At 73.4% G+C, this 13,086-nt stretch carries 8 protein-coding genes and 1 pseudogene; 2 read left to right on the top strand and 7 right to left on the bottom strand.

All coding sequences use genetic code 11. The features are described 5' to 3' along the window. Positions 1 to 323 precede the first annotated feature (323 nt). The 7 genes and pseudogenes from ABT041_RS14705 to ligD all read right to left on the bottom strand — a co-directional run. A pseudogene (locus tag ABT041_RS14705) lies at positions 324 to 1,772 on the bottom strand (penicillin-binding transpeptidase domain-containing protein); the annotation flags it as partial. Positions 1,773 to 1,803: 31 nt separating this feature from the next. Then, positions 1,804 to 3,195, bottom strand: a complete 1,392-nt coding sequence (locus tag ABT041_RS14700) for an FtsW/RodA/SpoVE family cell cycle protein (protein WP_351183904.1) — start codon at positions 3,193 to 3,195, stop codon at positions 1,804 to 1,806. A 55-nt stretch (positions 3,196 to 3,250) separates the two neighbouring features. Then, on the bottom strand, positions 3,251 to 4,522 hold the full coding sequence (locus ABT041_RS14695; RefSeq protein ID WP_351183902.1) for an ATP-binding protein: 1,272 nt from the start codon (positions 4,520 to 4,522) through the stop codon (positions 3,251 to 3,253). A gap of 90 nt (positions 4,523 to 4,612) precedes the next feature. After that, complete coding sequence (locus ABT041_RS14690; RefSeq protein WP_351183900.1) at positions 4,613 to 5,386, bottom strand: NADH-quinone oxidoreductase subunit E; 774 nt, start codon at positions 5,384 to 5,386, stop codon at positions 4,613 to 4,615. 242 nt (positions 5,387 to 5,628) lie between these two features. Beyond that, on the bottom strand, positions 5,629 to 7,725 hold the full coding sequence (locus ABT041_RS14685; protein ID WP_351183899.1) for a PBS lyase: 2,097 nt from the start codon (positions 7,723 to 7,725) through the stop codon (positions 5,629 to 5,631). A 201-nt stretch (positions 7,726 to 7,926) separates the two neighbouring features. Further along, positions 7,927 to 8,841, bottom strand: coding sequence for an ATP-dependent DNA ligase (locus tag ABT041_RS14680; RefSeq protein ID WP_351183897.1), 915 nt, complete (start codon positions 8,839 to 8,841; stop codon positions 7,927 to 7,929). A 172-nt stretch (positions 8,842 to 9,013) separates the two neighbouring features. Then, positions 9,014 to 9,910 (bottom strand): non-homologous end-joining DNA ligase, encoded by an 897-nt coding sequence (ligD, locus tag ABT041_RS14675; RefSeq protein WP_351183895.1) that lies wholly within the window; start codon positions 9,908 to 9,910, stop codon positions 9,014 to 9,016. A 50-nt stretch (positions 9,911 to 9,960) separates the two neighbouring features. Between ligD and ku the strand changes: the two genes are divergently transcribed. Together ku and ABT041_RS14665 are read left to right on the top strand one after the other, a co-directional pair. Beyond that, positions 9,961 to 10,926, top strand: coding sequence for a non-homologous end joining protein Ku (gene ku / locus ABT041_RS14670; RefSeq protein ID WP_351183893.1), 966 nt, complete (start codon positions 9,961 to 9,963; stop codon positions 10,924 to 10,926). Between the two features lie 538 nt (positions 10,927 to 11,464). After that, positions 11,465 to 13,006 (top strand): M4 family metallopeptidase, encoded by a 1,542-nt coding sequence (locus ABT041_RS14665; RefSeq protein WP_351184108.1) that lies wholly within the window; start codon positions 11,465 to 11,467, stop codon positions 13,004 to 13,006. The last annotated feature ends 80 nt before the right edge of the window (positions 13,007 to 13,086 follow it).

Below are 13,086 nucleotides of genomic sequence, written 5' to 3'. Positions count from 1 at the left end.
CCGGGCAGGCTCTCACGCGGCCGGTCGCGGCGTCACCCCCTCGGGCCGCCCGGCGGCCCCACCGGCCGGGCCGCCGGGGTCGGGAGCGGGGTGCCCGGCCGCGCCGGCGCCGGACCCGGCCGCCCACCGGGCTCCGTGTCCGGTCGCGCGCCCCGTTCGTCGCCCGCCGCCTCGTCCGGCCGCGTGCCCCGTTCGTCCCCCGGCTCCCCGTCCGGCCGCGCGCCCCGCTCCTCACGCGGCCGCGCGCTCTGATCCTCGTCCGGCCGGACGGCCCACGGGCGCGACGCCTCGCCCGGTGCCGCCCGGGCCTCCGCCTCCAGCCTCAGCGCCTCCTCCATCACCGCCTTCGCGATCGGCGCCGCGCTGCCGCCCCCGCTGATGTCCGTACGGGAGGCCTCAGCGTCCTCGACGACGACCGCCACCGCGACCGCCGGCTGGGCCGCGTCGTCCGCCTGGGCCCAGGCGATGAACCAGGCGTACGGGGTGCCCGTGTTGCCGAAGCCGTGCTGGGCGGTGCCCGTCTTGCCGCCGACCCGGGCCCCGGGGATCGCCGCGTTCGTCCCCGTGCCCTCCTCCACGGCCCGCACCATCAGCCGCTGGAGCTGCATGGCAGTCGAGGGGGTCATCGCCTGCCGGTAGCTGCGGCGGCCCGTGCGGTCCACGCTCGTGCCGCCGGAGGTCGTGGTGCGGTCGACGAGGTACGGGTGGGCGATCTCCCCGTTGTTGGCGACGGCCGCCGCCACCATCGCCATCTGGAGCGGGGTCGCCGTCGTGTCGAACTGCCCGATCGACGACAGCGCCAGCTGGTCCGGGCTCATCTCCCGGTCGAAGTTGGACTTGGCCACCCAGGACGGCACCCGCAGCCCCGTGTCGTTGAAGCCGAACCGCTCCACCGCCTCGACCATCCCCGGCAGTCCCACCTCCACCCCGAGCCCGGCCATCACCGTGTTGCAGGACCACTGGATCGCGGTCGCGAGGGAGGCGTCGCCGCAGCCCGTGGCCTCGTTCGGCAACACCTGCCGGGTGCCGGGCAGCACGAAGGGGTCCGGGGTGTCCGTCGGCGCCTCCACGTCCCGCACCACCCCCGCGTCCAGAGCCGCCGCAGCCGTCACGATCTTGAAGGTGGAGCCGGGCGGATACGTCTGCCGCAGCGCCCGGTTCAGCATCGGCTGGTTCGGCGAGGTGTTCAGGCGCCGCCAGGCGTCCTTGACCTTCCGGCCCGTCCCGGAGAGGACGCCCGGGTCGTACGAGGGCGAGCTGACGAGCGCCAGGATCCGGCCGCTCGACGGCTCGACCGCCACGACCGCGCCCCGCTTCCCGTCCAGCCCCCGGAAGGCCGCCTCCTGCATCGGGGCGCGGATCGTGGTCACCACGTCGCCGCCGGGCTGCCGGCCCCGGGTGAGGTCGTTCCACAGGGGCAGCGGCGCCAGCATCGGGTCGGTGCCCGCGAGGATCTCGTCCTCGGCGTGCTCGACGAGCGTCGTGCCGTACGTCTGGGAGGCGTAGCCGGTCACCGGCGCGTACAACGGCCCCTGCTTGTACGTCCGTTCCCAGCGCAGCTGCTGTCCGCTGTCCCGCGAGCCGGTCACCGGCTTCCCGTCGACGACGATCTCGCCGCGCGGCTGCGCGTACCGGTCGATCGCGATCCGCCGGTTGGCCGGGTTGTCGTCGAGGGACTCGGCCTCGAAGACCATCACGCGCGCGGCGTTGACGAGCAGCGCGACGAGCAGGATCAGACAGAGGGCGGCGGCCCTGCGGATGTACCGGATCACGAGGTGTCTCCCGTCCTGCCGGCGGACCCCGTCACCGCGGCCCCCCGACCTTCGCGAGCTCGCCGGTGTCGGCGCCGTCCGGCTGGGGCGCGCGGGCCGAGTCGCTGACCCGGATGAGGAGCGCGACGATCACCCAGTTGGTCACCACGGAAGAGCCTCCCTGCGCCAGGAACGGCATCGCCATGCCGGTCAGCGGGATCAGCCCCATCACCCCGCCCGCGATCACGAAGACCTGGAGCGCCACGATCGAGGCGAGGCCGATCGCGAGCAGCCGCCCGAAGGGGTCGCGCAGCGAGAGGCCGGCGCGGTAGCCGCGGGCGACGAGCAGCGCGTACAGCAGGAAGAGCGCGGTGAGGCCGACGAGCCCCAGCTCCTCGCCGGCCGTCGCCAGGATGAAGTCGGACTTGGTGGCGAAGCCGATGAGGACGGAATGGCCGAGGCCGAGCCCCGTACCGAGCATGCCGCCGGCGGCGAAGGCGAAGAGCGACTGGGCGAGTTGCCCGGGGCCCTCGCCCGCGCGGATCGAGGCGAAGGGGTCGAGCCAGTCCTGCACCCGGCTGTGGACGTGGGGTTCGAGCGAGCCGACGAGGAAGGCCCCGGCGGAGGCCAGGAGGAGTCCGACCGCGATCCAGCCCGTCCGGCCGGTCGCCACGTACAGCATGATCACGAAGAGGCCGAAGAAGAGCAGCGAGGTGCCCAGGTCCCGTTCCAGGACGAGGACGCCGACGCTCAGCAGCCAGATCGCCACGATCGGCCCGAGGACCCGGCCCGTCGGGAACTGGAACTTCCAGATCCGACGGCCGGTGTACGCGAGCGCGTTGCGGTTGGCGGCGAGGTACGCGGCGAAGAACACCGCGAGCAGGATCTTGGCGAACTCGCCCGGCTGGAAGGAGAGACCGCCGATCCGGATCCAGATCTTGGCGCCGTTCACCGCCGGGAAGAAGATCGGCAGGATCATCAGTCCGAGCGCGGCGGCCACCGACACGTACGCGTACCCCTGGAGCGCCCGGTGGTCGCGCAGGAGCAGCACGACCACGATGAAGAGCGCCACCCCGAGCGTCGACCAGACCAGCTGCGTCGCCGCCGCCTGGTCCTTCGGCGTCTCCAGGTCGAGGCGGTAGATCAGCACCAGGCCGAGGCCGTTGAGGAGCACAGCGATCGGCAGCAGCAGCGGATCGGCGTACGGCGCGCGGAAGCGGACCGCGAGATGGGCGACGAGCGCGAGCAGCCCGAGCCCGGCCCCGTAGCGGGCGGCGTCGGGCGGCACGGCGCCGCTGCGGGCGAGGCCGACCTCCGCGTAGCCGAGGACGGAGATCAGGACCGCGCCGATCAGGAGCGACAGCTCCACGCCGCGCCGCTTCGGGACACGGATGCCGGGCGGGGGTGCGTCCGGGCTCCGGGGCCGTGGTGCGGGTGCGGTCATGGCCGCAACGTAGCAAGCGGTATGCCCTATGTCCCTTTTGTGTGACGGTGTGCCGTCACTGCTCGGATTCCGGGTCGGCGAGCCGTACGTACTCCGGCAGCCGCAGCCGGGCCTCGGCGCCCCCGTCCGGGGCGGCGGCGAAGACCAGTTCGGCGCCGATCACCCCCGCCTGCCCCACCGCGATGGTCAGTCCGAGACCGTGCCCCTTGCCCCCGCTCTCGGTACGGAACCGCTGCGGCCCCGACTCCAGGAGGTACGCCGGATAGCCCGGCCCGTGGTCCCGCACCGACACCACCGGCCCGTCCACCGTCACCACCACCGGCGGCGCCCCGTGCCTGTGCGCGTTGGCCACCAGATTGCCGAGCACCCGCTCCACCCGCCGCCGGTCCGTCTCCACCGTGGCGTCCCGGACGATCCGCACCTCCGTGTCCGTGCCCGAGGCGCGCACCACCCGCTCGGCGAGCGGCCCGAGCTCGTGCACCGCCAGGTCCACGGTCTCGGTGCGGGCGTCGAGCCGCGAGATCTCCAGGAGGTCCTCGGTGAGCCCGCGCATCGCCCGCACCCTGTCCCGTACGAGCTCCGACGGCCGCCCCTCCGGCAGCAGCTCGGCCGCCGCCGAGAGACCCGTCAGGGGGGTCCGCAGCTCGTGCGCCACGTCGGCGGTGAACCGCTGCTCGGTCTGCAGCTTCCGCTGCAGCGACGAGGCCATCGTGTCGAGCGCCCCGGACACCGTGGCCACCTCGTCCTGCGGGCGCGAGGGGTCCTTCGTACGGGGATCGTCCACGCGCGCGTCGAGGTCGCCGGCGCTGATCCGGCGGGCCACCTGTGCCGTCAGATGCAGCCGGCGGGTGACCCGGGTGACGGCGAAGGCGCCGACGAGCAGGGTCGCGCCGATCGCCAGGACGGAGGAGCCGAGGATCGAGCGGTCGAGCGCGTCGATCGTCTCGGCGCTCTGGGTGTAGTCGAGGCGTACGGCGAGGGCCCGGCCGTCCGCCGGTCCCGCCGCCCACATCGTCGGACGGCCCTTGTACACCGCGACCACCGTGCCGCGCTCCCCGCTCACGGCGAGCGCCCGCAGCGAGGCCGGGAGGCCGGGCGGATCCACCCCGGCGAACCGGGGGAGCGGCTCGCCCGCCTCGTAGAGCCCGCTGACCTCGCCGAGCCGCGTCAGGGCCTTGTCGCGGGAGTCGCTCACGGTCTGTCCGGTCACCGAGACGTGCACGAGGATGCCGAGCAGCGCGGCGAGGGCGCAGCACATCACCGCGATGAAGACAGCTGCCTTCCAGGTGAGGGTCGCGGTCCAGGCGGGGAGCCGGGGCGCCCTCACGGCGTGGCCTCCGGGGGCCTCACGGCGTGGCCTCCGGGGGAGAGGGGTGCGGGTCTCACGGCGTGGCCTCCGGGGAGAGGGGTACGGGCCTCACGGCGTGACCTCCGGGGATACGGGCGCGGGGGTGTCGGTCGGTGTCGGCGTCGGGCTCACCAGGTGCGGCGCGGGCACCGTCGAGGGGCCGGTGCCGGGCGGCTTCACCCGGACGATCTCGTCCCGGGTGGGCAGCATGCTGCGCTGCTGCTCGTCCCAGGTCCAGGCGGTCCGGTACTCGTACCCGGGGATGCCGGCCGAACCGACCCGGAGGATCAGGTCCCGGCCCGCCAGCTCCACGCTGATGACCTGGTCGACGGTGGACATGACGCGGGTCAGGTTCCCGTTCTCGGCGAGGTAGACCCGCACCCCCACCTGCTGGTCCGGCATCCGGATCCCGACGATGAGCTCGTCCCGGCCGTTGCCGGTGAGGTCGCGGTAGTACGGCTGCAGGACGGGACAGGCGGCCGGTGCCGTTCCGCAGGCCTCGATCGCGCGGGCGGTCTGCTCGTACATGCCGTCCGCGCCGGTGTACGTGTGGGGGTGGGCGCGCACCTCGGCCTGGACGACCGCCACCGCGTCGAGGGAGTGGACGTCGTTGTCGGTGACCTTGATGCCGGGGACGCGCTGGGTGTCGGACTCGCCGTAGTCGATCGGGGGGTTCGTGGCGGGCGGCAGATCGGGCCAGAGCCGGACGGGACCCTCGGCGGCGGGCGTGGGACCTGCGCTCTTGAGCTCGCCCTCGCGGCCGTCGCAGCCGGCGAGCACGAGGGTGAGACCGACGGCGCACAGGGCGACGGCGGCGGCGCTGCGCACTCCGCGCGGTCTCACGGGGCTCCTCGGTCGGTCGGGGGGTGGACTCCCTGTAGACCTTATGCGGAGTGAAGTCCTTTTTGTCTCATCATCGGATGTCAGAGCCTCCGGCAGGCTGGAACACCGCCGCGACGGGCCTGCAACGACCCCGCCGGGCCTGGAACAACCGCCGACGACCCTGGAACAACCCCCGCCGGGCCTGGAACAACCGCCGGCGGCCCTGGAACAACCCCCGCCGGGCCTGGACAACCCCGCCGCGCCTAGAACGCCCCCCGCTCCATCCGGGCCAGCGCCGCCCGGCACAGGGTGAGCAGCTTCTCGTCGAGGTGGATGTCGTGGGAGCCGGAGCCGTCCTCGCGGGCGTTGTGGCGGCGCCTGCGCGTGAGCTCCGTGAGGACCACCAGCTGCGCACCCGAGGCCGCAGGACCCATCTCCGCGAGGCACTCCGCGATGTCCACGCGCGCGTGCCGGTTCTCCTCCCAGGCCGCCAGCAGCACCGGGAGCGAGTCCGACGCGTCGCCGGACACCCGCCACAGCGCCGCGGCGGTGCGGACCCGCACCCACAGGTCCCGCGAGAGCAGCCCCGGCCGCAGGACGGGGACCGCCCCGGCCGCCGCCGGGCCGATCTCGCCGAGGGCCTGCGCGGCGGCGCACCAGTCCCCGACCGGCGTGCCCGGACGCAGCCACCGCTCCAGGGCAGGGAGCACGTCCCCCCGGTCCCCCTCGGCCGCCCACAGCGCCCGGGCCGCCGCCGTGGCCACCGCGGCCGACTCGGCGCCCAGGAGCTCCCGCATGTCCGGCACGGCCTCCCCGGCGGCGGGCCCGAAGGCGGCCAGGGTCCGCAGGGCGGCCTCCCGCACCCAGTCCCGCCGGTTCGCCGGTGCCCCGCGCAGCACCCGCAGCACCTCCGGCACGGCCTGTCCGCCCCGCACGGCCCCCAGGGCGTACAGCAGCGGCGCCGCCCGGTCGTACAGCCGCTCGTCCAGCTCGACCTCGGCGAGCCTGCGCCGCAGCAGCGGGGCGAGCATCGCCGCCGAGGGACCGAGCCCGTCCATGGCGTACAGCAGCTCGCGCCGCACCTCCGGCTCCTCCAGGGCACGGGCGAGCAGCGGCACCGCGCGGCTGTCCCCCGCGCGCGCCAGCGCGAGCAGCGCCCCGTCCCGCCCGGACCGCCCGACGAGCCCCTGGCCCGAGGGGATGGCGACCGGCCCGGTGGCGAGGCGCGCCGCGAGCGCGTCGGCGGCGGGCGCGCCCAGCTCGAAGAGCCGCTCCAGGAGGGACGTGGCCGCCTCGCGGAGCCTGGGCTCGGGGTCCTGGAGCTGCGCGCCGACGAGCCGGACGACCTCTTCGTACCGCCCGCGCCAGACCCGTATCAAACCGCCGCACAACCAGATCGCGTCCGACCGCTGCCCCCAGTCCGGGCTGCGCAGCTGCGCCAGGATCAGCGCGATCCGGTCGTCGACCCGGTCGTCGAGCGCGGCGTGCAGGGTCCGCAGCAGCTCCTCCGTCCAGGGGGCGGGCCGGCCGGCGGCGTGCTCCTCCAGGAGCTCGCGGACCTGTCCGATGAGCGTGGGCGTCGCGGCCCGCTCAGTGCCGGGGGCGGGCTGGCGGTTCGCCGAGGTCCTGATCTCCTCCAGGAGTCCCGTCACCCACGGCACCACGTCGTCCGGGATGTCGGCGGGCGCGCAGCGCGCCCGCTGGGCGAGCGCCGCGAGCCGCAGCCCCGGGTCGTGGGCGGCGCGGGCGAGCCAGCCGAGCCAGTCGACGGTCTCGGTGCGCAGCGAGGCGTGCCGCAGCGCGATCCGCCCGACGGCGGCCACCAGGGCGAGCCGCACCTCGGTGTCCCGCTCGACGGTGAGCCGCTCCCGCAGCAGGGTCAGCACCCGGGCGGGCTCGGGGTGCAGCGAGGCGAGCGCGCAGGGCGCGGCGAGCCGCACCTCGGGGTCGGGATCGGAGACGAGCCCGAGGAAGACGTCGGCACCTGCGGCGATGGCGGCGGCGGCCATCGCGTAGTTGGCGGCGGGGATGAACTCCTCGTCGTCGGAGTCGAGCGCGTCCAGTTCCTCGTCGTCGTCATCCAGCTCGATCCCGCCGATGCTGGTGAGCAGCTCGACGATGCAGCCCCGGTCCTGGACGGCGGGATCGGCGACGAGTTCCAGCAGGAAGGGGATGCAGGCGAGCGTGGAGTCGTAGACGTCGCCCTGGTGGTGCACCGCGCCGTACATGCCGTCGAGCGCGGTCTCCCGCTCCGCGGGATCGGCGGAGGCGAGTCCGCGGAGGAGCTCCGGCACGTCGTCCGCGGGGCCGTACGCGTGCCCCAGCGAGGCCCAGTCGACCTCCTCGATCCCCGTCAGCATTGCCAGGCCGCCTTCCCCGTGAGCGCTGTGCCAGGCAGCAAGTGTGCACCACAGGACGGACAACAAGGCCGAACCGGCGACACCTGCCGCGCCCGGAGCGCCGGTTGCGGTCTGTTTGCGCCATGTACGGTGCGGAGCAAGGCAGTTGCGCTCGGTGCCCGAACGGGGGGCGCGCCGAGCGCCCGCCCGTGCGGGCGGCCCCTACCCCTCCGACCGCACGCGGACGAACGCCGCCGTCTCGTGCCGCCCCGCGACCTGGCGCAGCTCGACCGGGAGCGGCGGGTCGATCCAGCGCACCGGCCCGTGCTCCGGGTCCTCCGCGAGGGGCCCCGCGCGCTCGCCCGCGAGCTCGCCGACCTGGCGCGACTGCGCGGGGGTCAGCTTGGGCGAGGTGGTCAGGGTGCGGCCGTCGGGGAGCCGTACGACCAGGGCGCGGGGCCGGTCCGGCGGACCGACGAGGGCGAGCAGCAGGGCGTCGCTCGTGTCGGCGTGCCGGATCTTGCGCCACTCCCAGGTGGAGCCCGCGCGGTAGGCCGAGCCGAGCCGCTTCGCGACGACGCCCTCGACGCCCGCCGCCCGCAGGTCACGGAACCAGGCCCGCGCGGTCTCCTCGTCCGATGTGGCCAGGACCCGCTGGAGCGGCGGCTCGGCCTCCCGCAGGGCGGCGCCGAGCAGCTCCCACCGGTCGCGGAGCGGCAGAGCCCGCACGTCGCGGCCCGGCACGGCGAGCAGGTCGAAGGCGACGTACGAGACGGGCACCCCGGCCCGTACCCGGTCGGCGTGCGTACGGAGCAGGTCGGTGAAGCTCAGCCGGCCGTCCCGGTAGGCGCACAGCTCGCCGTCCAGGACGATCCCCGGCGGCAGCTGCTCGCGCAGGTGCGCGGCGATGTCGGGGAACTCGGGGGCGAGGTCGCGGCGGGAACGGGACTGGAGGACGACCTTCCCGCCGTCGAGGACGAAGGCGAGCGCGCGGAACCCGTCGAGCTTGAGGGAGTACTGGAGTTCCCGGGGCGGCTCGGCCTGCGCGGGGATCTCGTCGGCGGAGCGGGGCCGCATGACGTCGACGGGCGGCAACAGCACGACGGGACCGGTCGGTGGGGCGGGGACGGGGGTCACGGCAGGGCTCCCGCCCGCCGGGGGGCGGGGGTCGGCGGGCGCGTGGCACGGCTCGCGGCCCTGCTCATGGCCCTGTTCACGGCACGGGTGGCGGCACGGGTGGCGGCCCGGTTCATGGGCCGGCGCACGGCCCTGCTCACGGCAGAACCAGCCGCCCGGCGCACGGCCCTGCTCACGGCAGGGCTCCCGCCCGCTCGGGTGCGAAGAGGGGCTCCATGAGGTCCCCGTACCGCTCCAGACGTGGCGCGATGTCGCCCATGAGGAGGGCAAGCCCCTCGGGGTTTCCGATAGGGGAGGCGCACTCCTCGACCTCCTCCCATGTGACGGGCGCCGAGACGGTGGGCCGGGCACGGGCCCGCAGGGTGTAGGGGGTGGCGGTGGTCTTGGCGGCGGCGTTCTGGCTGTGGTCGACGAAGACCTTCCCGGCCCGCAGGGCCTTCGCCATCCGGTGCGTGACGAGCCCCGGCAGCTCCGCCTCCGCCTCGACGGCGAGCCGCTTCGCGTACGCCGAGACGTCCGCGGACGGCGTGGGCACGACGGGCACGAGCAGATGCAGTCCCTTGGAGCCCGAGGTCTTGGCGAAGGCCTCGAGGCCGTCGGCGGCGAGCCGCTCGCGCAGGTGCAGGGCGACCAGGCAGCACTCCGCGATGCCTGCGGGCGGCCCGGGGTCGAGGTCGAACACGAGCCGGTCGGCGACGGCGGGGGAGGAGGCGCGCCACTGGTGCGTGTGGAACTCCACGACGAGGTTCGCGGCCCATATGAGCGAGGCCAGGTCCTCGATCACCACCTGCCGGGCGCCGGCGTCCTCGGAGCGGGGCATGGGGGTGGTCCTCACCCAGGAGGGCGTGCCGGGCGGCGGATTCTTGGTGAAGAAGAGCTGCCCGTCGGGACCGTCCGGGTAGCGCAGGAAGGACACCGGCCGGTCGCGCAGATGCGGCAGGAACACGGGCCCGACGGTCGCGTAGTAGTGGAGGAGCTCGCCCTTGGTGGTGCCGGTGAGCGGGTGGAGGACCTTGTCCAGGTTGCTGAGCGGCAGGCGCCGCCCCTCCACCTCTGTGATGGGCGTCATACGATGAGAATCCCACGTTTCAGGACATATCAGCCTGAAAGGCAAGAATCGTGCGATCCATCTGGAACGGCGCCATATCCTTCGGGCTCGTCAGCATCCCGATCAAGCTGGTGAACGCCACCGAGAGCCGGTCCGTCTCCTTCCGTCAGATCCACACCGAGGACGGCGGCCGGGTCCGCTACAAGAAGGTGTGCGAGCTCGACGGGGAGGAGGTGTCGCAGGCGGAGATCGGCAAGGCGTACGAGGACGCCGACGGGACCATGATCCCGATCACCGACGAGGACCTGGCCGCGCTGCCGCTGCCGACCGCGAAGACGATCGAGATCGTCGCCTTCGTGCCGGCCGGTGAGATCGATCCGCTCCAGATGGACGCCGCGTACTACCTCTCCGCGAACGGCGTGCCGGCCGCGAAGCCGTACACCCTGCTCCGGGAGGCCCTCAAGCGCAGCGACAGGGTGGCCGTCGCGAAGTACGCCCTGCGGGGACGGGAACGGCTCGGCATGCTCCGGGTCGTGGACGACGTGATCGCGATGCACGGCCTGCTGTGGCCGGACGAGATCCGCGCCCCCGAGGGCGTCGCGCCCGAGACCCCGGTCACGGTGCGTGAGGCCGAACTGGACCTGGCGGACGCGCTGATGGCCACGCTGGGCGAGGTCGACATCAGCACCCTGCACGACGACTACCGGACGGCGGTGGAGGAGCTGATCGCGGCGAAGGCGGCGGGCGGCGAGGGCGTGGCGCCGCCGACGCCGGGGGAGGAGGCGGGCGGAGGCAGGGTCATCGACCTGATGGCGGCCCTGGAGAGCAGCGTCCGGGCGGCGAAGGAGGCGCGCGGGGAGCCGGCGGAGGTCACGGAGCTGCGCCCGAAGAAGAGGACGGCGGCGAAGAAGACGACGGCCAAGAAGACCACCGCCGCTGCGAAGACCACCGCAGCGAAGAAGACGACGGCGAAGAAGACCACTGCGGCGAAGAAGACGACGCCGAAGAAGACGACACCGCGCAAGCGCACGGCCTGAAGGCAGAGGGGGGCAGAGGGGGCGGACGGCAGACGGGGGCGGACGGCGGACGAAGGCGGACGGCGCCGGGGAATCACTCCCCGGCGCCGTCGTCGTGCACGCGTCCGCGCGCGAACCGTCGCACGCGGAGGAGCCCCGTGAAGAGAAGGCTCCACCTGTCGAGCACGCAGGGCATTCCGCCGACCTGACCGGCAACACCTAGGCGAGCGCGTCCTGTTGAGGTAACGGACAAATCCCCCATCGCTACGCCCACACTCTCCCCTCAACCGAGGTGTCCGATAAGTGAACAGGGGTTGAAGATTGTTCAACTCGTCGCATAGCGGACGCTCTTGGCCGTCCTTCGGACAACAGATGGTCAAATCCTTGTTGCATACCTGTCAAACAGGGACTTTCGCTGGCACGCTCACCCCGCAACACCACGCAGCACACCCCCACCTCATCCCCCACGCTTTCCAGCGAAGGAGCACGCGTGACCCGCCAGCAGTCTTCGTCCCGCCGTACCACCGCCCGAGCCGCCGCGCTGATCGCCTCGGCCGCCATGGTCGTCGTCGGAGTCCAGACCGGATCCGCCAACGCCGACGCCCAGCGCGTGGCCGGTGCCACGGCGATCAAGCTGACCGCCCCCGAGCGTGCCGCCGCCATCCAGGAGGCCCAGGGCGAGGCGTCGGCCACGGCCAAGGCCATCGGCCTGCAGGCGCAGGAGAAGCTGGTCGTCCGGGACGTCATCAAGGACGCGGACGGCACCGTCCACACGCGCTACGAGCGCACCTACGAGGGCCTTCCGGTCCTCGGTGGCGACCTGATCGTCCACGAGAAGAAGTCGGGCGCCCGCTCCACCACCAAGGGCACCTCGGCCCGCATATCCGTGGCGAGCACCACGCCGGCCGTCTCGTCCGCCGCCGCGGGCAAGTCCGCCCTCGCCTCCGCCGCCAACGCGGACGAGGCCGTCTCCTCCGCCCGCAAGGTGATCTGGGCGGCCACCGGCAAGCCGGTCCTCGCCTGGGAGACCTACGTCACCGGCGTCCAGCAGGACGGCACGCCGAGCCGCCGCCAGGTCGTCACCGACGCCACCACGGGCAAGGAGCTCTTCTCCTACGAGACGATCGAGACCGGCGTCGGCAACACGATGTACGCCGGCCAGGTCACCCTCGGCACCTCGGGCTCGTACACCCTCACCGACGCCACGCGCGGCGGCCACAAGACGTACGACCTGAACGGCGGCACGTCCGGCCAGGGCACGCTCTTCACCAACTCCACGGACACCTGGGGCAACGGCCTCGCGAGCAACCGCGAGACGGCCGCCGCCGACGCCCACTACGGCGCCGCTGTCACCTGGGACTTCTACAAGAACGAGCTCGGCCGCAACGGCATCCGCGGCGACGGTGTCGGCGCGTACTCCCGCGTCCACTACGGCAACGCGTACGTGAACGCCTTCTGGGACGACTCCTGCTTCTGCATGACGTACGGCGACGGCATCAACAACACCCACCCGCTGACGTCCCTCGACGTGGCCGGCCACGAGATGTCCCACGGCCTGACCTCCTCCACCGCCAACCTCCGCTACAGCGGCGAGTCCGGCGGCCTGAACGAGGCGACCTCCGACATCTTCGGCACCTCGGTCGAGTGGTACGCGGGCAACTCCACCGACGCGGGCGACTACCTCATCGGCGAGAAGATCGACATCAACGGCAACGGCACGCCGCTCCGTTACATGGACAAGCCCAGCAAGGACGGCAAGTCCGCCGACTACTGGTCGAAGTCGGTCGGCCGCCTGAACGTCCACTACTCCTCGGGCCCGGCGAACCACTTCTTCTACCTGCTCTCCGAGGGCAGCGGCTCGAAGACGATCAACGGCGTCAGCTACAACTCGCCGACGTACGACGGCTCGACGGTCACGGGCATCGGCCGCCAGGCCGCGTACAAGATCTGGTACAAGGCCCTGTCCACCTACATGACCTCCTCCACCAGCTACGCGGGCGCCCGCACGGCCACCCTCTCGGCCGCCGCGGACCTCTACGGCTCGGGCAGCACCCAGTACAACGCGGTCGCGGCCGCGTGGAACGCGATCAACGTCAAGTAACACCGCGGGCACCACACAAACCCGGAAGACCCCGCTCCCAGTCCTGGCACTGGGAGCGGGGTCTTCCGCGTCCCGACCGA

The organism is Streptomyces sp. NPDC002825 (genome assembly GCF_040295385.1).
Taxonomy (GTDB): Bacteria; Actinomycetota; Actinomycetes; order Streptomycetales; family Streptomycetaceae; genus Streptomyces.
The sequence above is the reverse complement of the archived record's forward strand: the minus strand, read 5'-3'. Positions and strand labels throughout refer to the sequence as shown.

Bases quoted from the DNA above. Each gene is read 5' to 3' on its own strand.
- ABT041_RS14700 (WP_351183904.1), bottom strand. From the start codon at position 3,195: ATGACCGCACCCGCACCACGGCCCCGGAGCCCGGACGCACCCCCGCCC.
- ABT041_RS14685 (WP_351183899.1), bottom strand. From the start codon at position 7,725: ATGCTGACGGGGATCGAGGAGGTCGACTGGGCCTCGCTGGGGCACGCG.
- ABT041_RS14665 (WP_351184108.1), top strand. From the start codon at position 11,465: ATGGTCGTCGTCGGAGTCCAGACCGGATCCGCCAACGCCGACGCCCAG.
- ligD (WP_351183895.1), bottom strand. From the start codon at position 9,910: ATGACGCCCATCACAGAGGTGGAGGGGCGGCGCCTGCCGCTCAGCAAC.